Source organism: Schaalia odontolytica (assembly GCF_009730335.1).
Taxonomy (GTDB): Bacteria; Actinomycetota; Actinomycetes; order Actinomycetales; family Actinomycetaceae; genus Pauljensenia; species Pauljensenia dentiphila.
In genome coordinates this window covers 963262-985641 of record NZ_CP046315.1, presented here as the reverse complement: position 1 = coordinate 985641, position 22380 = coordinate 963262, and the positions used below count along the sequence as shown (strand labels likewise).

General features: G+C 63.9%; 13 protein-coding genes. 5 read left to right on the top strand and 8 right to left on the bottom strand.

From position 1 onward, the window contains the following. The first annotated feature begins 144 nt into the window (after window positions 1–144). The 4 genes from FOC40_RS04240 (at window position 145) to FOC40_RS04225 (ending at window position 5953) form a co-directional block, all read left to right on the top strand. The gene (locus tag FOC40_RS04240) at window positions 145–1956 is read left to right on the top strand and encodes a peptide ABC transporter substrate-binding protein (protein ID WP_003794296.1); all 1812 of its coding nucleotides are present in this window, start codon (window positions 145–147) and stop codon (window positions 1954–1956) included. A 79-nt stretch (window positions 1957–2035) separates the two neighbouring features. Continuing rightward, complete coding sequence (locus FOC40_RS04235) at window positions 2036–2995, top strand: ABC transporter permease (RefSeq protein WP_003790045.1); 960 nt, start codon at window positions 2036–2038, stop codon at window positions 2993–2995. Then, window positions 2992–3891, top strand: coding sequence for an ABC transporter permease (locus tag FOC40_RS04230; RefSeq protein WP_003794298.1), 900 nt, complete (start codon window positions 2992–2994; stop codon window positions 3889–3891). Before FOC40_RS04235 ends, FOC40_RS04230 begins: the two co-directional genes overlap by 4 nt. Window positions 3892–3901: 10 nt before the next feature. After that, window positions 3902–5953: an ABC transporter ATP-binding protein gene (locus tag FOC40_RS04225; RefSeq protein ID WP_003794300.1), complete on the top strand. Its 2052-nt coding sequence runs from the start codon at window positions 3902–3904 to the stop codon at window positions 5951–5953. A gap of 796 nt (window positions 5954–6749) precedes the next feature. Here FOC40_RS04225 and FOC40_RS04220 read toward each other — a convergent pair. The 7 genes from FOC40_RS04220 to FOC40_RS04190 form a co-directional block, all read right to left on the bottom strand. Next, on the bottom strand, window positions 6750–7031 hold the full coding sequence (locus FOC40_RS04220) for an HU family DNA-binding protein (RefSeq protein WP_003790058.1): 282 nt from the start codon (window positions 7029–7031) through the stop codon (window positions 6750–6752). 488 nt (window positions 7032–7519) lie between these two features. Further along, window positions 7520–8695, bottom strand: a complete 1176-nt coding sequence (gene mmsB / locus FOC40_RS04215) for a multiple monosaccharide ABC transporter permease (RefSeq protein WP_003794309.1) — start codon at window positions 8693–8695, stop codon at window positions 7520–7522. After that, window positions 8692–10239, bottom strand: a complete 1548-nt coding sequence (gene mmsA / locus FOC40_RS04210) for a multiple monosaccharide ABC transporter ATP-binding protein (protein WP_003794311.1) — start codon at window positions 10237–10239, stop codon at window positions 8692–8694. The genes mmsB and mmsA overlap by 4 nt, the downstream gene beginning before the upstream one ends. 63 nt (window positions 10240–10302) lie before the next feature. Beyond that, on the bottom strand, window positions 10303–11487 hold the full coding sequence (gene chvE, locus FOC40_RS04205; RefSeq protein WP_003794313.1) for a multiple monosaccharide ABC transporter substrate-binding protein: 1185 nt from the start codon (window positions 11485–11487) through the stop codon (window positions 10303–10305). 239 nt (window positions 11488–11726) lie between these two features. Continuing rightward, window positions 11727–13235: an L-arabinose isomerase gene (gene araA / locus FOC40_RS04200; protein WP_003794314.1), complete on the bottom strand. Its 1509-nt coding sequence runs from the start codon at window positions 13233–13235 to the stop codon at window positions 11727–11729. Window positions 13236–13254: 19 nt separating this feature from the next. Further along, window positions 13255–13968 (bottom strand): L-ribulose-5-phosphate 4-epimerase, encoded by a 714-nt coding sequence (locus FOC40_RS04195; protein WP_003794316.1) that lies wholly within the window; start codon window positions 13966–13968, stop codon window positions 13255–13257. Between the two features lie 92 nt (window positions 13969–14060). Then, on the bottom strand, window positions 14061–15074 hold the full coding sequence (locus FOC40_RS04190; RefSeq protein ID WP_231126061.1) for a LacI family DNA-binding transcriptional regulator: 1014 nt from the start codon (window positions 15072–15074) through the stop codon (window positions 14061–14063). A 165-nt stretch (window positions 15075–15239) separates the two neighbouring features. Between FOC40_RS04190 and FOC40_RS04185 the strand changes: the two genes are divergently transcribed. Then, on the top strand, window positions 15240–17180 hold the full coding sequence (locus FOC40_RS04185) for a solute carrier family 23 protein (RefSeq protein ID WP_003794318.1): 1941 nt from the start codon (window positions 15240–15242) through the stop codon (window positions 17178–17180). Window positions 17181–18044: 864 nt separating this feature from the next. Here FOC40_RS04185 and FOC40_RS04180 read toward each other — a convergent pair. Beyond that, window positions 18045–22022 carry a S8 family serine peptidase gene (locus FOC40_RS04180; protein WP_003794325.1) on the bottom strand — a complete coding sequence of 1326 codons (3978 nt, stop codon included), beginning with the start codon at window positions 22020–22022 and terminating at the stop codon, window positions 18045–18047. Window positions 22023–22380: the final 358 nt, after the last annotated feature.

Below are 22380 nucleotides of genomic sequence, written 5' to 3'. Positions count from 1 at the left end.
GTCGAAATATCTTGTTATTTTTTCGTAACATTCCACATTTTGCCCAAAGTGGCAACATTCGCCGACAAACTGTCATATGATGAACGTCATCTGACAGGATTGTCATCCGTCAGTGTCCCCGATCAACGTTGATTTGGAGCAGTCATGAACCTTAGAAAGAAGCGGTGGATGGTCACCGGCGCGGCCCTCGCAATGGTCGCCTCCCTGGGCCTGTCCGCCTGTGGTGGCAGCAGCAGTAGCGGCGGCGGCCAGGCAGCCAACTCGGAAACCGGAAAGAACGAGGTCACGATGGCCTCGCGTACCCCCAACTGGATCTTCCCGATCTCCGCAAAGGGCTACACGCAGGGCGAAAACGGCCAGTTCATCCAGGCGATGTACCGCCCGCTCTTCGCCTACAAGTCCACCTCTGAAACCCCCTACAAGATCAACCTCCCCAAGTCCCTGGGCACCGTTCCCGAGGTCTCTGAGGACGGCCTGACCTACACCATCAAGCTGCGCGACGACGCCAAGTGGTCCGACGGCACGCCCGTCACCACCCGCGACATCGAGTTCTGGTGGAACCTCGTCACCAACAACAAGGACGAATGGGCCTCGTACAAGAAGGGCTTCTTCCCCGACGGTGCCGATCTGAAGATCATCGACGAGCACACGTTCTCGATCACCACCGAGACCATGTTCGCCCCCGCCTGGTTCATTGACAACCAGATCAACAAGGTCGCTCTACTCCCCCAGCACGCCTGGGACAAGACCAGCGCCGACGAGGCCGTCTCCGACCTCGACCGCACCCCCGAGGGCGCCCAGAAGGTCTTCGCCTACCTGCAGGGCGAGGCCAAGAACCTGTCCTCCTACGCCACCAACCCGCTGTGGCAGACGGTGAACGGCCCCTGGAAGCTCGCGGAGTTCACCCCCGACCAGGGCCTCAAGCTCGTCCCCAACGAGAACTACTGGGGCGAGGACAAGCCCAAGATCGACGCGCTGATTTACAAGGCGTTCACGGGTGACGACGCTGAGTTCAACTCCGTGCGTTCGGGCGCCATCGACTTCGGCTACATTCCGGCCGCGCAGTACAACCAGCGCAAGGCCGTCGAGGACAAGGGCTACAACGTCTTCCTGTGGCCCGGCAACTCCATCACCTACCTGGCCCTGAACTTCCACGAGAAGGCCCCCGGCTCGAAGTTCATCAACCAGAAGTACATCCGCCAGGCGATGCAGCAGCTGATCGACCAGCCGACCCTGTCTGAGAAGATCTGGTCCGGCACCGCCTCCCCGACCTGTGGCCCCGTCCCGATGCCCGCTGAGAAGACCGGCACCACCGAGGGCTGCGTCTACAAGTTCGATCCGGATGCCGCCAAGAAGCTCCTCGAGGACCACGGCTGGAAGGTCGTGCCCGATGGTGAAACCACCTGCGAGAACCCCGGCACCGGCGCCAACCAGTGTGGCGAGGGTATCAACGCCGGCGACAAGCTGAACTTCAAGCTCGTCTCCCAGTCGGGCTTCGTCTCCACGCACCAGATGTTCGAGGAGATCATCTCCCAGTTCGGCAAGCTCGGCATCAAGATCGACATGAACGAGGTCCCCGACTCGGTCGGCGCCTCGCAGGCATGTGACGACGAGACCCCCTGCACCTGGGACATGTCCTTCTTCGGATCCCAGACCTCGTGGGGCTTCCCGATCTACGCGTCCGGCGAGCGCCTCTTCGCCTCTGACGCTCCCGTCAACCTCGGCCAGTACAAGAACCCCGAGGCTGACAAGCTCATCGAAGAGTCGACCCGCTCCTCCGAGCCCAACGCTCTCCAGGCATACAACGACTACCTCGCGGAGGACCTCCCCGTTCTGTGGATGCCCAACCCGTACTACCAGATCACCGCGGTGAAGAAGACGCTCGACCTGGGCGAACTCGACGCCACCGGCGACACCTGGCCCGAGGATTGGTCGTGGTCGACCGAAGGTAAGTAAACCTTCGCCTTGACGCCTCACGGGGCAGGCGCCCGCACCCGCACATGCGGGCGCCTGCCCCCTTACTGTGGAGTTCGCAATGATCCAATTCATCCTCAAACGCCTCGGCCAGGCAGTCATCGTTGTCTTCCTGGTCACCATCATCACCTTCATCCTCCTCCAATCTCAGCCGGGCGGTGCAGCCCGAGCAGCACTCGGTAAGGATGCGACCCAAGAACAGCTCGCGGCCTTCGACCACGAAAACGGATACGACCGGCCCATCCCCGAGCAGTACGTCAACTACCTGAACAAAATTGCACACGGCGACTTCGGCTACTCCTACCAGCACAACCAGTCCGTCAACGACCTGCTGGCTGCCCGCCTGCCGCGCACCATCTTCCTGTCTCTCCTGTCCACCATCCTGGCTCTCATCGTCGCGATCCCCCTGGGCGTGTGGCAGGCCGTCAAGAGAAATAAAGCCCCCGATTACATCGTGACGATTGCGTGTCTGTTGGCTTACTCGACGCCGATCTTCTTCGCGGGCCTGCTCCTCATCGTCCTCTTCTCGCAGGTGTGGCCGATCCTGCCCAACGACGCACCGCAGGGCGAGGCCCTGTCGGTCATGTGGGAACAGTGGGATCACTTGGTCCTGCCCGTGTGCGCGCTGTCGATTGGCACGATCGCCGCCTACGCACGCTACGTGCGCTCCTCGATGGTGGATAACCTCAACGAGCAGTACGTGCGTACCGCTCGCGCGAAGGGCCTGTCAGAGTTCCGCGTCGTCTTCGTTCACACGCTGCGCAACGCCATGTTCCCCGTCATCACGATGATCGGTCTGTACATCCCCGCGATGTTCTGTGGCGCCCTCGTCATCGAGACGCTCTTCAACTTCAACGGCATGGGCTACATGTACTACCAGGCGACCGGCAGGCGCGACTACCCGATTCTCCTCGGCGTCGCCCTGATCGTCTCCTTCGCGACCGTCATCGGCGCGCTCCTGGCAGACTTCCTCTACGCCCTTGCTGATCCCCGTATCCGACTGGCAGGACGTGCCAAATGACCACTGCAACCGCACCTATCGCAGCGCCGGCCAAGGCGCGCACTGCCCGCAAGTCAACGAAGCTGCAGGGCCTGCAGGTCTTCATGGAGAACAAGCTCGCCGTCTTCGGCGTGTGCCTGATCCTCATCCTGATGGCCTTCTCGTTCATCGGCCCGATGTTCTACGTGACCGACCAGATCCACACGGACCTGTCGAACTCGGCCCTACCGCCCTCCGCCGAGCACCCGCTCGGCACCGACATGGTCGGTTACGACCAGCTCGGACGCCTCATGAAGGGCGGCCAGACCTCGATCATCGTCGGCCTGTTCGCCGGCATCTTCGCCACTACGATCGGCACGCTGTACGGCGCGATCGCCGGCTTCGTGGGAGGCTGGGTCGACGCGATCATGATGCGTATCGTTGACGCGCTCATGTCCGTGCCCGTCCTGTTCCTCTTCATGCTGATCGCCACGATGATCCCGCCGACCGTCCCGGTCCTCATCATCATCATGTCGGCCCTGTCCTGGCTGGGAACGTCCCGATTGATTCGAGGCGAGGCCCTGTCCCTGCGCACGCGCGAGTACGTCGTCGCGATGCGCGGCATGGGCGGCTCGATGCCTCGAGCAATCCGGACACACATCGTCCGAAATACGATCGGCACCGTCATCGTCAACGCGACCTTCCAGGTCGCAGACGCCGTCCTCTACGTCGCCTACCTGTCGTTCCTCGGCCTGGGCGCGCAGCCTCCCGCCACCGACTGGGGAGCCATGCTCTCCAACAGCCAGTCGCACGTCTACTCGGGCAACTGGTGGCTGCTCTACCCGCCGGGCGTCCTCATCATCCTCCTGGTCCTGTCGTTCAACTTCATCGGCGACGGCCTGCGTGACGCCTTCGAAGTTCGACTGCGCAAGAGGTGAGTACTGAACTATGAATACTCCACTCCTTCAGATCAAAGATCTGCACACCGATATTGAGATCCGCAACGGCGTGGTTCGCGCCCTCTCGGGTGTCGACCTGCACGTGAACCCCGGCGAAACCCTGGGCATCGTGGGCGAGTCCGGATCGGGCAAGACCATGACGGCCCTGTCCCTCATGGGTCTGCTCCCCCAGGGCGGCAAGGTCTCCTCCGGCTCGATCATCCTCGACGGCCAGGACCTCACCCAGCTGCCCCTCAAGGAGAAGCGCAAGCTGCGCGGCACGAAGGTCGGCATGATCTTCCAGGATCCGCTCACCTCTCTGAACCCGACCATGAAGATCGGTCTTCAGGTGTGCGAGCCGCTGCGCGTGCACGAGAAGCTCTCGAAGCGGGAAGCGCTCGCACGCGCCGTCGAGATCCTCAAGCGCGTCGGCATGCCTCGTCCCGAGGTCGTCATCAATAACTACCCGCACCAGCTCTCGGGCGGCATGCGCCAGCGCGTCATGATCGCCATGGCCCTCGTGTGCAAGCCGCGCATCCTCATCGCGGACGAGCCGACAACGGCCCTGGACGTGACGACGCAGATGCAAATCCTCGACCTCATCGACGAGCTGCGCGACGAGTACAAGATGGGCGTCATCCTCATCACCCACGACCTGGGTGTTGTGGCCGGTCACACCGACCGTGTCGCCGTCATGTACGCCGGCCGTATCGTCGAGACCGCGCCGACGAAGACGCTGTTCACCGAGCCGAAGCACCGCTACACGAGCTCGCTCATGGCGGCCCTGCCCGAGCGCGCCCTCGCGGCCGGCACCAAGCTCTTCTCCATCCCAGGCGCTCCCCCGTCGCTGACCAACCTACCGGTGGGCTGCCGCTTCGCGGCACGCTGCCTGTGGGCCACCGACGAGTGCCGCGCCGGGTACCCGGACCTGAGCGGGGATGAGACCCACACCTTCTCCTGCTTCCACCCGGTGCAGGAGGGCGACGAGTCCCCCGCGGTTCTCCAGGGCAAGCTGGATTCCACCAAGGCCGAAGAAACGGCCTCGGTCGTCCCGCAGATCTCTCACGAGGTCCTGCTCGACGTCAAGGAGGCCTCGCGCGAGTACGAGTCGGCAGGCTCCGGCTTCTTCAAGCGCGAGAAGGGCGTCGTTTCCGCCGTCGACCGCGTGTCCATCACGGTCAAGAAGGGCGAGACCTACGGCCTCGTCGGCGAGTCCGGCTGCGGTAAGTCCACCGTGGGTCGCCTTATCGCCGGCCTCGAGCCCCCGTCGGGCGGTGCCATCGAACTCGATGGACGCGACCTGGCTACGCTCAAGGGACGAGACGCTGTGCGCATCCACCGCGACGTGCAGATGATGTTCCAGGACTCCTACGCGGCAATGGACCCGCGCATGCGCATCGACCAGATCCTGGCCGAGCCCATGAGCATCCAGAAGACCGGCAACGCTCGCCAGATCGCCGAGCGCATCATGGAGATCCTCGAGCAGGTCGGCCTCACCGAGGAGATCCTTGACCGCTACCCGCACGAGTTCTCCGGCGGACAGCTCCAGCGCATCGGCTTCGCTCGCTCGCTGACCCTGGCTCCCGACCTGATCGTGGCCGACGAGCCCGTCTCGGCGCTTGACGTCTCCGTCCAGGCGCAGGTCCTCAACCTCATGAAGGACCTGCAGCAGGAGCTGGGCCTGTCCTACCTGTTCATCAGCCACGACCTGGCGGTCGTTCAGTACATGGCCGATCGCATCGGCGTCATGTACCTGGGCCGCATCGTCGAGGAGGGCCCCGCGCACGAGGTCGTCAAGAACCCGAAGCACCCCTACACGAAGGCGCTCATCGACTCGATCCCCGTGCCGGACCCCGAGTTCAAGCACGACGAGAGTGCCATCAAGCTCACCGGCGAGCCGCCGAGCGCCGTCAACCCGCCCGAGGGTTGCCGCTTCCGCCCACGCTGCCCGTTCGCTGGCGAGGAGTGCAAGGTGCAGCCCATGCTCACGGATGAGACGCACCGCGTGGCGTGCCACCACCCGCTCTTGACGCTGAGCGTCAAGGAAGACGTGAACGCCTAACACACACGTTCATGCGAACTCCATGCGTTGCCCCCGGCCCGCTGACGCGAGCCGGGGGCAACGTTATGTGCGACAGCCACACCGTCGGGCCGTTATGCGCATCTGAAGGGCGCAGGGCTGCTTCGCCCTCCTAGTGCCCGTCGCGGCTCGCTCCCAGGCATCGTCGAGGGCGCTGCCGTTGGGCTGGTGTGCTCGCGGATCTGGCCGACCGTGCCCCTACCCCGTTCCCGTCAGTGATGCCCTACCGGCGTTTATCGGCACCCCACCGAGCGGCACTGCACCAGTGAGGGAGCCTGACACCAGGGGTAATGGTGGGGGTTTTGCAGCATGAGGAGCCTCCCTTTGGCGTGTCGCCGGCGTGTCGCGCCCCTCATGGTGCAAATGCCCCCGTTGGGTGGCGGTGAGGTCGCGGTTCGGGGCGGTGCGGCACCCACATCGCTGACCACCTCGGTGAAAAACAATGATAATGGGGGTCTGCGGCTGAGGCGGTGTGCGTGTTGGGCACAACGGTGCCCGGCCTGGCATGTAGCTCGCACGCCTCGGCGTACTGCGGCCCTGAACCTGAGTACCCATACCAGGCCAGACGTTCAGCCACGCTCCCACAATGAAACAACCACCGTCAATGTTCATTGTCGACCACCAGCAAGCCGACAAGTCACCACACAACCAACACGTTTTTCCTGTAAACCGCGTGTACGAGGTCTCTGCACACCATTGGCGCCATCCGACGGTAGAGACGCGTGTGGGGCACGACCACTCGGTCGTGCCCCACAGGCTATTCGCTAGTGTCAGCGCGTCACTTGGAGACGGCCTTCTTCAGCGTGGAGCCAGCGGAGAGCTTCACACCGTAGCCAGCGGGGATCTTGATCTCTTCGCCGGTGCGGGGGTTACGGCCGGTGCGGGCGGCGCGCTCAACACGCTCGACGGAGAGCAGACCGGTCACCTTGACGGCCTCGCCCTTAGCCAGGGACTCAACGAGGACGGCCTGGAAGGCAGCCAGGGCCTCGTCGGCCTTCGCCTTGGTCAGGTCGGCGCGTTCGGCAATCTGAGCGACAAGCTCGGTACGGTTCACGGACATTGAGAAACCTCATTCCTGTTCGTTCTTGGTTACCACTGTCGTGGCCACGAATGACACACTACGAAATCTTTGGCAATTTTGCCGACTTTAGGGCCAGATTTCGCGGATTTCACGAAAATATCTCGTTTTTTTGCTCAAAAACCGTCAATTCTGTGCGACAGGTCACTCAAACTTGCCGAGTGGTTGCAATTCTGCGGAACTCAAATGCGTCGCCACCGGCACGTTTTTCGATAACAGGAACTTTCACGCACACCGAGGACACACCCCTCTCATTGAAACGGACAAACATAGACGGCGACGCACACAGACCCCACCCACACATTCTGGTTCAGAAGCACGTGTCGCCCATCCTCGCGGTTGCTCACGAGACGGAAAGAAACCGGGACACACACGTCACCCCACGGGCATACGACACCCCGCGGGCATACACAAGGGCGGGGAGCAACCTCATGGCCACTCCCCGCCCCGATGAGAAGCTTCGCGATGCCTCAGGCCGAGGTGCGCTGCTTGTTCCAGACGTCGAAGGCGACAGCCAGGAGCAGGACGGCTCCCTTGACGATCTGCTGGGTGGAGGTGGAGGCACCCATAAGCTGCATGCCGTTGGACATAACGGCCATGATTAGGCCACCGATGAGCGCGCCGGACAGACGTCCGATACCGCCGGTCGTCGACGCGCCACCGATGAAGCAGGCGGCGATTGCATCAAGCTCGAACATGTTGCCGGCAGAAGGCTGCGCGCCGTTCATACGAGCCGAGTAGACGACGCCCGCAACACCCGCGAGGAAGCCCATGTTTACGTAGCACCAGAAGGTGACCTTCTTGACGTCGATGCCGGACAGGGCGGCGGCGGACTTGTTGCCACCAATCGCGTACACATCGCGGCCAAACATCGTCGAGGAGGCGAGGGTTCCGAAGACGAGAACGAGGATCGCCAGGAGGATCAGCACGATGGGTAGGCCGCGCTCGGTGGAGAGCTTGTAGGCGAACCACATGACGACGACGGCAGTGAGCACGATCTTCGTGATGAACAGCCACATCGCCTCAACCGCCTGGTTGTAGGAGATGCGCGCACGGCGGGTGCGCACCTGCTGGTAGGCGAATCCCGCCACGCCGACGCCAAAGATCACCAGGGTGAATACGTCAAAGCCGTTGCCGCCCAGGAGGCCGTTCAGGAAGCCGTTGGCAATGTTGTAGTAGCCCTTGGGGAAGGGCGATAGCGAGACATTGTCGAGAACCTGGTAGGTCAGGCCGCGGAAAAGGAGCATACCGGCCAGCGTGACGATGAAGCCCGGGATGCCCACGTAGGCGACCCAGAATCCCTGGAACGCACCGATCAGGATACCCATGACGAGGGCGGCAACGACGCCGACCCACCAGGGGTATCCTTGCTTGATGACGAGGACGCCACTGAGGGCGCCGGTCACGGCCACGACCGAGCCGACGGAGAGGTCGATCTGGGCCAGGACGATGACGAAGAGCATGCCGATCGCGAGGATCAGGATGTAGGAGTACTGCAGAACGATGTTCGTCAGGTTGCCCGACGAGAGGAAGGTGTCGGGGTTGAACGCCCAGAAGAGGACGACGATGGCGATGAACGCGATGAAGATGCCGCCCTGACGCAGGTTGGCCTTCATCATGTCAACCAGGCTGATTTCGGCGGTCATTTCTGCTCCTCCCTTGCGGGTTCGATAGTCATGAGTTCCATGAGGTTTTCCTGGGTGGCGTCTTCGGCCTTGACCTCGCCGGTGATGCGGCCGTACGCCAGGGTGTAGATGCGGTCCGAGACGCCGAGGATTTCCTCGAGTTCGGAGGAGATGACGATGACGGCCTTGCCTTCTTCGACCATCTTGTTGATGAGCGTGTAGATCTCGAACTTCGCGCCGACGTCGATGCCGCGCGTGGGTTCGTCAAGGATGAGGACGTCTGCGTCCGTGTAGAGCCACTTGGACAGAACGACCTTCTGCTGGTTGCCGCCCGACAGGGAGCCGGTCTTTTGGAGGACCGAGTTGGAGCGGATGTTCATCCGTTCCTTGTAGTCGGCGGCGACCGCGAGTTCCTTGTGACCGTCGACGAGGCCTCGGCGCGAGAGCTTGAACAGGCCTGCGGTGGCCACGTTGTGCCGAATGTCGTCGATAAGGTTCAGGCCATACTGCTTGCGGTCCTCGGTCGCGTAGGCGATGCCGTGCTTGATGGCATCCGAGACGGACTTGATCGTAATCTCTTTGCCGTCCTTGAAGAGCTTGCCCGAGATACGCGTCCCGAAGGAGCGACCAAAAATACTCATCGCAAGCTCAGTACGTCCGGCACCCATGAGGCCGGCAATGCCAACAACCTCGCCATGACGCACATTGAAGGAAGCCCCGGAGATCACGACGCGCCCAGCCTGGGTCGGGTGATAGACGGTCCAGTCTTCCACGCGGAAGACCTCCTCGCCGATCTCCACGTTGCGCTCAGGGTAGCGCTGAGTGAGGTCGCGGCCGACCATGAGCGAGATGATCTTGCCCTGCGTGGAGGCCGGATCTTTCATATCGATTGTATCGATGGTCTGGCCGTCGCGCAGGATCGTTGTGCGGTCAGCGATTTCAGCAATCTCGCCGAGCTTGTGGGAGATGATAACGATAGCAACGCCCTGGTCGCGCAGGCTGCGCACGAGGTCGAGGAGCTGGGCCGAGTCGTTGTCGTTGAGAGCGGCGGTAGGCTCGTCCAGAATGAGCAGGCGCACGTCCTTGGACAGGGCCTTGCCGATCTCGATGAGCTGCTGCTTGCCCACGCCGAGGGTGCCGACCTGGGTCGTCACGTTTTCGTTCAGGCCAACCTTTTCCAGGACCTTTTCGGCGCGGTGGTTGACCTCGTGCCAGTCGATGAGGCCGAGCTTACGGGGCTTCTCAGCGCCCAGGAAGATGTTTTCCGCGATCGACAGATAGGGAACGAGGGCCAGCTCCTGGTGGATGATCCCAATGCCGAGCGCCTCAGAGTCCTTGATGGAGCGGAATTGGACTTCCTTGCCATCGAAGATGATGGTTCCGTCGTACTGCCCGTGGGGGTAGACGCCGGAGAGAACCTTCATCAGGGTGGACTTGCCGGCGCCGTTTTCGCCGCACAGGGCGTGAACTTCGCCGGGGCGGACATCCAGGTTGACGTGCTTGAGGACGGGCACGCCATTGAAACCCTTGTCGATGTCACGCATTTCCAAAATGTTCTGCGTCATGTTTACATTCCTCGAATCGGATGGGGTGGGGTGCGGGGCGAGTGCCCCGCACCCCGTCGTCGCTTACTTCTTCACGACGCCCGCATCGACGTCGGCCTGGGTGAAGTAACCGGAGTCGATGAGCTTTTCCTTGAGGTTGTCGGCGTAGATGGTCTCGACCTCAAGCAGGTAGGAGGGCACAACCTTCACACCGTTGTTGTAGGTGGTGGTGTCGTTGGCCTCGGGCTCCTTGCCTTCAGCCATCGCCTTGATGACAGTCACGGCCTGGGCAGCCAGGGTACGGGTGTCCTTGAAGATCGTCGACTGCTGAATGCCGTCGTTGATCATCTTGGTGGAGGCAATCTCGGCGTCCTGGCCGGTCACGATGGGCAGGCCGTCCTTGATGGCGGGGCCGTAGCCTGCGCCCTGGAGAGCGGTGATGATGCCGCGGGAGATGCCGTCGAAGGGCGAGAGCACGCCGGCGAGGGGCTCAGAGCCGCCGCCGTAGGTCGAGGTCAGCAGGTCCTCCATGCGCTTCTGGGCGACTTCCTGCTGCCAGCGCAGGATGGCAACCTGGTCAAAGCTGGTCTGGCCGGACTTCACGACGAGGGTGCCGTCGTCGAGGTAGGGCTTGAGGACGCTCATGGCGCCGTCGAAGAAGAACTTGGCGTTGTTGTCGTCGGGCGAACCAGCAAAGAGCTCGATGTTGAGCGGGCCCTTGGGTGCATTATCGAGCTTCTTGCCGTCCTTATCGGTCAGGCCCAGGCCGTACAGCAGGGCGTTGCCCTGTGCGACGCCGACCTTGAAGTTGTCGAAGGAGACGTAGAAGTCAACGTTCTCGTTGTCGCGGATGAGGCGGTCGTAGGCGATAACCGGGATGTTCTTCGAACCCGCGGTGTCGAGCTGGCTCGAGAGGGCCGTGCCGTCGATGGAGGCGATGACCAGGATGGTGGCACCGTTGGTGATCATCTGGTCGATCTGCTGGGTCTGGGTGGGGATGTCGTCGTTCGCGAACTGGAGGTCAACCTCGTATCCGGCCGCCTCCAGGCCCTCCTTCACCGCGTTGCCGTCGGCGATCCAGCGCTCCGAGGTCTGGGTCGGCATCGCGACGCCAACCTTAACCTTGCCGCCGTTCGAGGCCGCAGCGCCGCTATCGGAGCTGGAGGCGCCACCGGCACCGCCGCCCGCACATCCGCTCAGTGCAAGGGCGCCGGCCGCGAAGGTGGCCGCAACCGTTGCGAACTTGCCAAAGAAACCACGTGTCTTCATGGAATATCTCCTGTTTATTTCCTCGACATCACTGTCGACGGGTGTCACGTCTCCACACGTCCATCGTGTGGTCTGACAACTTTTACCATATGAGAGAGGGGTCACCCTCGCATCGCCCAATTGATAACGTTCCAATAACAATTGTTAACGTTCACAATTTTAAGAACGGACATACACACGAAGGATAGTATCGGGAGTGCACCGTAGAAAACACGGCATACTCCCGAGGTTGGAGTTTTTTACAGCCCTTCAGCGAGGCGGTGGTACGCCTGGTTCCAGCGCACGCCGGAGGCGAAGTCGCGTCGCGTCGTCAACTCGTCGATAACCACAAGCTCCATGTGCGCCAGCGCCGCAAAGTTCTCCCACACCTCAGGCTCAATCTGCGTCGACATGCACGTGTGGTGCGCTCCGCCCGCTGTCAGCCACGCCTCGACGGAGGTGTAGAAGTCAGGTTCGGGGATCCACATCGCGCGAGCGACAGGGAGCTTGGGCATCGGCTGGGGAGGCTCGATGACATTGACAATGTTCGCGGTGAGGCGGAAGCGGTCGCGCATGTCGGACATGGCGACAACGACGCCGCGTCCCGGGGCCGCATCGAAGACCATGCGGACGGGATCCTCGCGATCCCCGATACCCAGGGGGTGAATCTCGATGCGCGGACGGGCATTCGTCAGCGAGGGGCACACCTCAAGCATGTGGGCGCCCAAGATCATCTCCTGGCCCTCAACGAGGTTGTAGGTGTAGTCCTCCATGAGCGAGGCGCCACCAGGCAGCCCCTCCCCCATCACCTTCGCGGCGCGCACGAGGACCGCAGTCTTCCAGTCCCCCTCGGCGCTGAAACCGTAGCCGGCCTCGGTCAGGCGCTGCACGGCCAGGCCGGGGAGCTGACGAAGCCCGCCAAGATCCTCAAAGTTAGTCGTGAAGGCCATCGCCCCGCGCTCCTCGAGGAAGGTGCGCAGCGCGATCTCCTCGCGGGCGGCGTAGCGCAGGGATTCCGCGCGATCACCACCCGGGGCCAGCTCGGGGGCCACGTCGTAACCCTCGCAGTATTCGGCCACGAGGGCGTCGATGGCTCCCTCGTCCACGGCGTCAACGACGGCCACGAGGTCGTTGACCGACCACGTGTTGACCGAGACGCCGAGGCGGCGCTCAGCCTCGGTCTTATCACCCTCTGTGACGGCCACGTTGCGCATGTTGTCGCCGAAGCGCACGACGCGCAGCTCGTTGGTCGCCGCGAAACCGCCGGCCGAGCGCACCCAGTTGGCGACGCGGCGACGCGTGCTGTCCTGCGAGGCATGACCGACGACCGTGGCGCGAGCCAGGCCCAGGCGCGTCAGGATGTAGGCGTATTCGCGGTCACCGTGCGCTGCCTGGTTCAGGTTCATGAAGTCCATGTCGATGCTGCCCCAGGGGATCTCGACATTAGCCTGGGTCGCCAGGTGCAGCAGGGGCTTGCGCAGGACCTCGAGGCCGCGGATCCACATCTTTGCGGGGCTGAAGGTGTGCATCCAGGAGATGACGCCGAGGACACGGTCGTCCGCGCTGGCCTTGAGCATCGCACGCTTGATGGCGTCGGAGTCCTTCAGGACGGGCTTCCACACGATCGGCGCGGGAAGCAGGTCGGATTCGTTGAGCAGGCGAACGACCTCTTGGGACTGCTGCGCAACCTGCGCCAGGGTTTCCTCGCCGTACAGGTCCTGGCTGCCGGTGACGAACCAGACCTCGCGATCCTCGTAGAAACTGGTCACGGTGAAATCTCCTTTGATGTCAGTGCTGTCCGTAGACGTTTTGGTAGCGGTCGTAGAGGGAATCAATGTGCTGCTGCTCGATGGGAACGAGAGGCCCGCCCACCCGGGCGACGTGCACGGTCTTGGCGACCTCCTCGACCATGACGGCGGCCTTGACGGCTGCACGCGCGTCGCGCCCAATCGTGAAGGGGCCGTGGTTGCGCATAAGGACCGCCGGCGAGCGCGATTCGCGCAGGGTGTCAACAATGCCGCGCCCGATCGAGTCGTCGCCAATGAGAGCGAAGGGGCCGACAGGGACGGGACCGCCGAACTCGTCACCCATCATGGTCAGGACGCAGGGAATCTCCTCTCCGCGCGCAGCCCATGCGGTGGCGTAGGTGGAGTGCGTGTGCACGACGCCGCCCACGTCACTCATGTGGCGATAGACGTAGGCGTGCGCGGCAGTGTCCGAGGAGGGCGCACCCTCCCCCAGTACGAGGTTGCCGTCGAGGTCGCACACGACCATCGCCTCGGAGTTCAGGTCGTCGTAGGACACACCCGAGGGTTTAATGACGAGGAGGTCCTGGCTGCCGTCCTCGGCCTCGCCGCGCACTCGCTGGGAGACGTTTCCTGCCGTCCAGACAACGAGGCCCCAGCGGGGCAGCTCGGCATGCAGGGTGGCGACGTATTCACGAACGCGCTCGATCTCGCGCGCGAATTCGGGGGTCCATGTGTCGGGGTTGCGGCGATCCATTCGTACTCCTCACTGAGCGCCGATAACCATCGGATGGGTTAACGTTAACACTCACCCGCGCATAAGGCAAGCAAGAATACAAAAAAGAGCCTCTAACGAGGGCAAACTCCCGTCGAACCGCGCACAACGAGGCGCGTTGGACGCACGTACGTGTCCACCGATTCACCGTCGAGCGCATAGCTGACCGCCTCAAGCGCGCAGCGCCCAAGGTCCGCGAAATCCTGACGCACTGTCGTCAGCCCCGGCCCCGCGTAGGCGGCCATCGGCACGTCGTCGAAACCCGCGACCGACACGTCACCCGGAACACTCACCCCGGCCTCGGCGAAGGCTCGGAGGAGGCCGACCGCGACCTCATCGTTCGCGCACATGACGGCATCAGGCAGGTCATCCTCGACGATGTTCTGTCCTGCAACGTACCCCCAGCGCGCCTCCCACGAGCCGACGAGCGGCTCGCGCATCGGCAGACCCGCCTGGACCATCGCCTCGCGCCACCCGGCCACGCGTTCACGCGCCTCGAACCACTCCTGAGGACCCGCCACGCAGGCGATATCGCGATGACCGAGCGTCATCAGGTGCTCCGCGAGCGCGCGCGCACCTCCGCGCTGGTCCGCGTGAACGACCGACACCCCGCGACCGAACGTGCGCCCGCCGGAGACCGCAACAACCGGCACAGACGCGCCCTGCGATGCCACGGTCTCGGCAAGAGAATCCACCGGCGCGATGACCACGATCGCCTCGGCCGCCAGGGAGGAGAAGTGGTCGAAGGCACTGGCCACGTCGTCGGGACCGAAACGATCGAGGGCCACAACCGACGTGAAAAGCCCGGCCTCGCGGGCGGCGACCTCCAGGGCCACCAGCATCGAGGAGGGACCGAAGTGGGCCGAGGTTGTGGTCACGACGCCGATAATGCCCGAGCGGGCGGTCACCAGGGCGCGGGCAACCGAGTTCGGGCGGTATCCCAGCTGTTCAATCGCGGCCTGCACGCGCTCACGTGTCCGAGGCGATACGCGCCCCTTGCCGTTCACAACGCGAGACACCGTCTGATGCGAGACACCGACCATCTCCGCCACGTCCGCCATCGACGGAGGACGACCATTGCGCGACATACCGACCTCCCTCCCGCATACGTCCAGCTTTGTTCACATCGTAAACGAAAAGCACCCGGAACATATCACTCGCCACACTTTCTAAATAACTCATACAACACTTATCCCGATCGCAGAGAATGGAGGGGTCCCTTCAACACTTGGATAAAGGTCCAGGAGACACAGATGGCATCAAGCCCCTCGTCCGCTCCCCACCCCGTCAATCAAGTCCCTCCCTTTGGGAAACTCACCATTCTGGGCATTCAGCACGTCCTCGCGTTCTACGCGGGCGCCGTGGTCGTCCCGCTCGTCATTGCTTCCGGCCTCGGGCTCGACAACCATACGCTGGTCCACCTCATTAACGCAGACCTGCTTACCTGTGGCATCGCCACCATCATCCAGTCGGCCGGCATCGGCCGCTTCATTGGCGTGAAGCTCCCCCTCATCCAGGGCGTCACCTTCACCGCCGTCTCCCCCCTCATCGCAATCGGAGCAGCGGCCACGCCGCCCGGCGCCGACCCGACGACCGGCCTGGCCACCATGTACGGCTCCATCATCGCCGTCGGCCTCATCGTCTTCCTGGTGGCGCCCTTCTTCGCCAAGCTCCTGCGATTCTTCCCGCCGATCGTCACGGGTACGCTCCTGACCGTCATGGGCACGACGCTCCTGTCTGTCTCCGCCGGAGACATCGTCGCCTGGGCAGATCAGGCCACCGGTGATGCAGCGAAGGCAACCGCAACATTCGAGGCACTCGGCTTCGCTTTTGGAACGATCGCGATCATCGTCATCATCCAGCGCCTCTTTAAGGGCTTCATCGGGACCCTATCCGTCCTTCTCGCCCTCGTTATCATGACGGGCGTTGCATTCGTGATGGGCAAGACCGATTTCTCGGGCGTGGGAGAAGCCAGCTGGTTGGGCATCACCACGCCCTTCTACTTCGGCATCCCGAAGTTCTCCGCCACCGCGCTCCTCGCCATGATCATCGTCATGGCTGTGACCGCCGTGGAGACCACGGGCGACGTCTTCGCCACCGGCGAGGTCGTGGGCAAGCGCATCGCCCCGCGCGACATCGCTAACGCCCTGCGCGCCGACGGCCTATCCACGCTGCTGGGCGGCGTCCTCAACTCCTTCCCCTACACCTGCTTCGCGCAGAACGTCGGCCTCGTGCGCCTAACCCGCGTGAAGTCCCGCTGGGTCGTCACCGCCGCGGGCGTCTTCATGATCATCCTGGGCCTGTTGCCGAAGGCCGCGGCCATCGTCGCCGCCATCCCCTCCCCTGTCATCGGCGGCGCCTCGCTGGCGATGTTCGCCAACGTCGCCGTCGTCGGCATCCAGACCCTGGCGAAGGTTGACCTGCGCGACAACCGCAACGCCGTCATCGTCTCCACGTCGATCGGCCTAGCCCTCCTCGTGACTCTCAAGCCCGGCATCGTCTCGGTCATGCCCTCCTGGCTGCAGATCATCTTCGGCTCCGGCGTGACCATCGGCTCGCTGACGGCCATCATCCTCAACATCCTGTTCTTCCACATCGGACGCCAGGCCTCGCCGGACGTGGCCGTGGTGGACGGCAAGAAGATCAACCTGGACGACGTCAACGCAATGGATCGCGACCAGTTCGTCGCGACCTTCGCCTCGATGTTCTCGTCGCACACGTGGCCGGTCGAGCGCGCCTGGGAATCTCGTCCCTTCGCCTCCGTGTCTGAGCTGCGATCCTCCTTCGAGGACGCGGTCCTGGCGGCCAGCCCCGAGGAGGCCGAGGAGCTCATCGCGTCCTACACGGACGTCGTCTCCCTGGTCCTCGATGGTGCGGGCGACGAGCAGGCCAGCTCGGATACCTCATCCCTGTCCGTGGGCGAGGTGTCCTCCGAAGAAGCCGAGGAGCTGCGCGCCCTGGCTGCCGCCTACCGCGAGAAGTTTGGCCGCCCGCTGGTCATCTGCGTGGACAACGTGGTGGACCGCAAGCATCTGCTGTCCTCGGGCTGGCGTCGCGTCGAGCACTCCCCCGCCCGCGAGGCTCGCTTCGCACTCGGCGAGGTCATCGACATCGCCGACCTGCGCTTCGATCAGCTGGTCGCAGACGCGAACCCCATGCGCGCCGCGTGGGACGCTGGCTTTGAGCGCCTCTGAGTAGCACTCAGAGTCTCCAAAAGACGAGGCCGGGGTGCGTTGGGAAATATGCCTGACGCGCCCCGGCTTTTGCGCGGCCTATTGTGGGCGATTTTACCCTGGTGATGTGCGTTGTGGACACCACAACTCCCCAATCAGCTGGCGGTGACACCGCTCAGCGGGGGCGCCGCATGAGGGTCCGAGGGAAGTCACGTGACGGATTACCTCAATCAACGACGGAATTGCACGACACAAGGGTCCGACACGCCGGCAACACGCGTTGAGAGGGTTTCGCGTAATACCCCCTCAGCACTACCACTTCAGAAGCCACCGAAGGTGGCAAGCACCAACGAACTGGATAGGAAACGACGATCTGGATAGGTCATCGGCTTCTGGATAGGAAAATAACCTATCCAGAAGAGCCGTTCCTATCCAGAAGACAACTTCCGCCGTAGGAAATACGCACCACAGGCCCCACCACAAAACCCCACCGCACAGACTTCGCAGCATAGACCACGGCGCCACCACACCAACGCATAGCACTTTTCACCCACAGTTCCCCCGAGTCGCTCCAGGTGCAGATACGCCGAGGGGCCGACCTCGTGGTCGGCCCCTCGGCGTATCCCATCAACACAGTGCAAGTTGTCCCAGAAGGCTCCTCAATGATGTCTCGTCGGCATTGCTCGGGCCCGTGTGGCCCGTGCCGTATTCCCTTGTGATGACACCTACTGTAGGGACCCAACCTTGCGGCAATGGCAAGGTGAGCTGAGAATATCCTGGGAAATTAACCCCGCAGATAACTGAGTGATCCCAATACGAGTGTGCGCCCCCGGTTTCCCGGGGGCGCACACTGCGTTACGCGCTGTCAGTGCTGCGCGTTAGGCCTCAGCCGTTCCATTCGCCGTTCTCGGCGAAGTAGTGCCACTTCCAGCCGATCCAGTGCCCGCCCGTGTACATGGCACCCGAGTCGGTGCTCAGGTAGTACCAGAAGGAGCCCTGGCGCAGCCACCCGGTCGTCAACGCGCCGCTGGAGTGCATGAAGTACCAGGATGAGCCGTCCTTGACCCAACCGGTCGCCATCGCGCCACTGCCGGGTGTCAGGTAGTACCAGGTCAGCCCATCAAGCAGCCAACCGGTGACCATGCGACCCGTCGCCGGATCCAGGTAGTACCAGGACGCACCATCCTTCACCCAGCCACTCGCCTGAGCACCCGAAGCGTCGTGGTAGAACCACGAACCAGCCTCGCTCACCCAGCCGGTGCGCATGTATCCGCTGGCATCGAAACGATAGGTGGCTCCGTCGATGAGGGCAGCACCGTTCCTGGGGTACGAACCGTCTGCGTAGCGGTACCACCAGCCGACCGAATCACTGATCCACGCCCCACCCTGGGGCGCGGGCACCGGGGACGGATCCACGCTCGGAGCCGGAGTCGGCTCGGGAGCGGGCGTCGGCTCGGGAGCGGGCGTCGGATCCACCGTCGGCTCAGGTGCCGGGGTCGGAGCAGGAGTCGGATCGCCCTGGAGGCGCACCTCCTGCTTGGCGGGGTTGACGCCCCAGTCCCAGGCGAAGAGGTACGGGGTCACCGGGGCCTCGTCCGTGCGTCCCTGCTGCGCCCAGGCGGCCTTCAGCTCCGAGACGGGCACGGCGAAGTGGTAGCGATGCGTGCCGTCGGCCAGGATCTCGCCGTCATCCTCGACGAGCTTGCGGTAGTACCAGGTGCCGTCGGCATCCTCGTGGAAGTCGATGCCGGCCACGGGCGAGGCGTCGGTGACGTCGAAGGACACCGTACGGGCATCGCCCTCGCCGCTCACCGTCAGGTTGGAGATGACGGGTGCTTGCGTGTCCAGCGTGAACTCGTAGCTCATCTGGTGCGTGTGCGAGGACGGACCATCCGTCGCAGCCTCGATCGTCACCGTGTAGGCGCCGTCGGGCAGCTCGTTGCCGGACTGGTCGTAGCCATCGAAGAAGGGTTCCTCACCGGCGAACTCACCCGGCTTCGTCCAGCCGGTCTCGAGGTCGTAGAGGGACTTGCGCACGCGGTTGATCGTGTAGGAGCGCACTAACTCGCCCGCGGAGTTGCGGTAGGTGACAGACATAGACGGGACCGAGCGCAGCATGCCGGTCATCGGCGCGATCCTGTCGGGGGCGCCCGCCCATTTGGCACGCGAGGTGATGAGGCGCTGCGTGTTGATCGTGGTGACCAGGTTCGAGTCCTGCTTGTCCGACAGCGGGTTCAGCGCTCCCAGCGGGATGGACGAGTGCGCGTTGACCAGCGCAGAACGGAAGACGTGCACGGGTGTCGTCTCGTCGTCCGACCACTTGCCGTCGAAGACGTCCGGGGCTCCCCACGAGCCGTAGAAGCCCAGGTAGGGCACGGTCAGGCTCGGGGTCCCGTCCTCGCTCGTGAAGGTCACGGCGCCGTCGATGAAGGTGCCCTTCGGGGTGTTCTCCGAGGCAAAGGCCGCGAACTCGGACTCGGGGGTCACGGTGACGGTCACGGTGGCGTTCGACATCGCGGGGACCGTGATCTGCTGGGCGTCCCCGGCCTCGGCGACGCCGTCACCGGAGAAGGTCAGCGAGATTCCTGCGCCCACCCAGTTCTGCGAGTGCTCGAGGAAGAGGCCCCCCTCGACCATCTCGGAGAGCGCCTGGCCGCCGAGAGTGTAGGTGTAGGCAGCGTCGGAGAGGTTGGTCAGCTGCACCTGGAAGGTCCAGCCCTTCGTCCCGTCGCCGAGGTCGGCCTTGGGCCGGGAGGGATCGGCGGCGCCGACGACGGTCGGGTAGACGGTTGCGGTGGTCGCTGCGAGCGCGTCGACGGCGCCCGCGCCGACCCTGCGCGGCGAGTAGTAGGTGCCGTCGCTCAGCTCGACGTCGATGAGCGGGTGGGCGGTGCCCATGAGGAGGTTGGTGACGACTGCGTTCTTCTGCTCGGCGCTCATTCCAGAAAAGGCAGGATCGCCCGCGAGGCGCTCGCGCACGAGGGCGCTGATTCCCGCGACCTGCGGGGATGCCATCGAGGTGCCCGACAGGCGCTGGTACTCGTTGCCGAGGTAGGCCGACATGATGTCGCCGCCGGGGGCAGCGATCTCAGGCTTGAGGGTCAGGTCGGGGGCCACACCCCACGCCGAGAACTCCGAGGCCGTCGGGTTGTTCGAGGCCAGCACGATGCCGGAGTGCGTGACGGTCACGGTGACGTCGGCTCCGTTGGCGGCGGCCAAGGCCTCGCGGATCGCCTCCCCGTCACGCTTGGTGATGGTCACCGTCGGCATCGACGTGGTCGAGCCGAGGATCGCCTGGTAGGGCGTGTATGCCTCATCCGTATCGGCGACCATGAGGGCCGCGGGTGCCGGTGAGAGGGCCGTCAGGTTGCGCGCCTTGAGCTCCTCGGTCATCGCCGAGCCGTCGCGGGAGTCCGTACCGCCCCTATCCTCGAGGACGATCACGCCGGAGAGGTCGGTGCCCGCGTACTGCTCGAGCCGGTCGGTGCCGCCAGCGCCGGCGTCGACGATGCGGTAGGTCTTCTCGGGGACGTCGCGCAGGCCGCGCACGGCCTCGCCCTGACCGTTGAGGGCGGTGCGGTAGGCGATTGTGCGATCGCCCAGGCTCACGTAGGACAGGGCCTCCTGGTTATCAACGGAGGCGACGGCCAGGGTGGACTTGTAGGAGGCGGGTTCGCCGAGCGTGCCCGTGTCGGGGTCGGTCGCGAACGGCTTGTTCTGGCCGGAGTTGTTGCCATAGGCGTTGGAGAAGGCGTTACCGCCCGCCGCGTTGACGGTGATGCCAGCGGCGGCGAGCTTCTCGTACACGCCGGCGAAGACACTGCCCGCGTCGCTGCTCATGCCGGAGTCGTCGCCCAGGGACAGGTTGATGACGTCGGGCTTGATGACGAGCGCGTCATCGAGGGCCGCCAGCAGGGCGCTGTCGAGCATCGAGCCGTCCTCGTCCGAGGCGACCTTGGCGACGACGATCTGCGCGTGGGGCGCGGTGCCCTGCAGGACGTCCGCATTGGCGGCCGCGATCGCGGTGACGTGCGTACCGTGGGACAGGTCCTTCTCGGAATGGGGCACGACGTCGGCGTCGTTGTCCGCGTAGTCGTAGGCGAAGGGGATCTTGCTGTTGACGTACGTGCCCGCTCCGCCGTGCGGGAGCTTGCCCGCGAAGGCCTGCACGTCGGCCTGGCTCATGCGCACATCCACGCCGTCCATCGAGCCGGCGAAGGCGTCGTGGTCGGTCTGCAGGCCAGAGTCGATGACTTCGATGACCTGACGATCGCCCTTGAGGACGACCTCGTTCGCGCGCGTCATCGCCAGGGACGAGGCGTTCTTGAGGACGGGCGCACCGCTTCCCTCGGCACCGGTGTCCATCGGCTTGTGGACGCCCTCGTTGAAGGCGGTCTTGACGCCCTCGACCTTCTGGATCGCGGAGAGAGCGGAGCCGGGCGCCTCGATGGCGAAGCCGACGAACGCATTGGTGTACTCGCGCACGGTTGTGACCTGCGCACCGGGGACGATTCCCGCGACAGCGGAGGCGATGCGGGCCTTCACGTCGTCGCGCATGGCCTGCGTGGAGCTACCGGCTGTTCCATCCTCCAGCTGGACGATGATTGTCGTCGGGGTGTCGTCGGCCGCCTCCTGCGCGGACGAGGCGTCGGGCAGGGTCGCTCCCCCGGCCTCGGCCTGGCGGATGGACAGCAGCGCGTCCTCGACTCGTGTACCCGACTGCGTGTCCTTCGACGAGGCGTGGGTGGGGTTGGCGGGGAGGACACCGCCCGGCTGCGGGCTCGCTGCGAGTGCCGGGACGCTCACGCCGGTCAGGGCGAGGGCTGCGGCGAGCGCGAGTGCCGGGGTGGAGTGATGGGTCATCAATGGCTCACTTACGTATCGACGAGATGACGATCTGGTGCGCGTCCGGGTGACGCGCCGTCCCATTATGCGAAAGTTCTTCCAGTTGTGCAGTATGCATGTCCGATAGATGGCCCAGTGTCCACACACTGACATTTTGTGCAGGCCCGAATGTAAGCCGAGGGGCCGACCTTACGGTCGGCCCCTCGGCTTATCCCATCAACACAGTGCAAGTTTTCCCAGAAAGCTCCTCGAAAAATCTCGTCGGCATGTCCCGGACCCTCATGGTCCGTGCCGTATTCCCTTGCGATGACATTCAGTGTAAGGATCGAACCTTGCGACAACAGCAAGACAACCTGAAAAAACCCTGGGAATTTTG

Coding starts and splice junctions, on each gene's coding strand:
- FOC40_RS04240 (WP_003794296.1), top strand. CDS start 145: ATGAACCTTAGAAAGAAGCGGTGGATGGTCACCGGCGCGGCCCTCGCA.
- FOC40_RS04235 (WP_003790045.1), top strand. CDS start 2,036: ATGATCCAATTCATCCTCAAACGCCTCGGCCAGGCAGTCATCGTTGTC.
- FOC40_RS04230 (WP_003794298.1), top strand. CDS start 2,992: ATGACCACTGCAACCGCACCTATCGCAGCGCCGGCCAAGGCGCGCACT.
- FOC40_RS04225 (WP_003794300.1), top strand. CDS start 3,902: ATGAATACTCCACTCCTTCAGATCAAAGATCTGCACACCGATATTGAG.
- FOC40_RS04220 (WP_003790058.1), bottom strand. CDS start 7,031: ATGTCCGTGAACCGTACCGAGCTTGTCGCTCAGATTGCCGAACGCGCC.
- mmsB (WP_003794309.1), bottom strand. CDS start 8,695: ATGACCGCCGAAATCAGCCTGGTTGACATGATGAAGGCCAACCTGCGT.
- mmsA (WP_003794311.1), bottom strand. CDS start 10,239: ATGACGCAGAACATTTTGGAAATGCGTGACATCGACAAGGGTTTCAAT.
- chvE (WP_003794313.1), bottom strand. CDS start 11,487: ATGAAGACACGTGGTTTCTTTGGCAAGTTCGCAACGGTTGCGGCCACC.
- FOC40_RS04195 (WP_003794316.1), bottom strand. CDS start 13,968: ATGGATCGCCGCAACCCCGACACATGGACCCCCGAATTCGCGCGCGAG.
- FOC40_RS04190 (WP_231126061.1), bottom strand. CDS start 15,074: ATGTCGCGCAATGGTCGTCCTCCGTCGATGGCGGACGTGGCGGAGATG.
- FOC40_RS04185 (WP_003794318.1), top strand. CDS start 15,240: ATGGCATCAAGCCCCTCGTCCGCTCCCCACCCCGTCAATCAAGTCCCT.
- FOC40_RS04180 (WP_003794325.1), bottom strand. CDS start 22,022: ATGACCCATCACTCCACCCCGGCACTCGCGCTCGCCGCAGCCCTCGCC.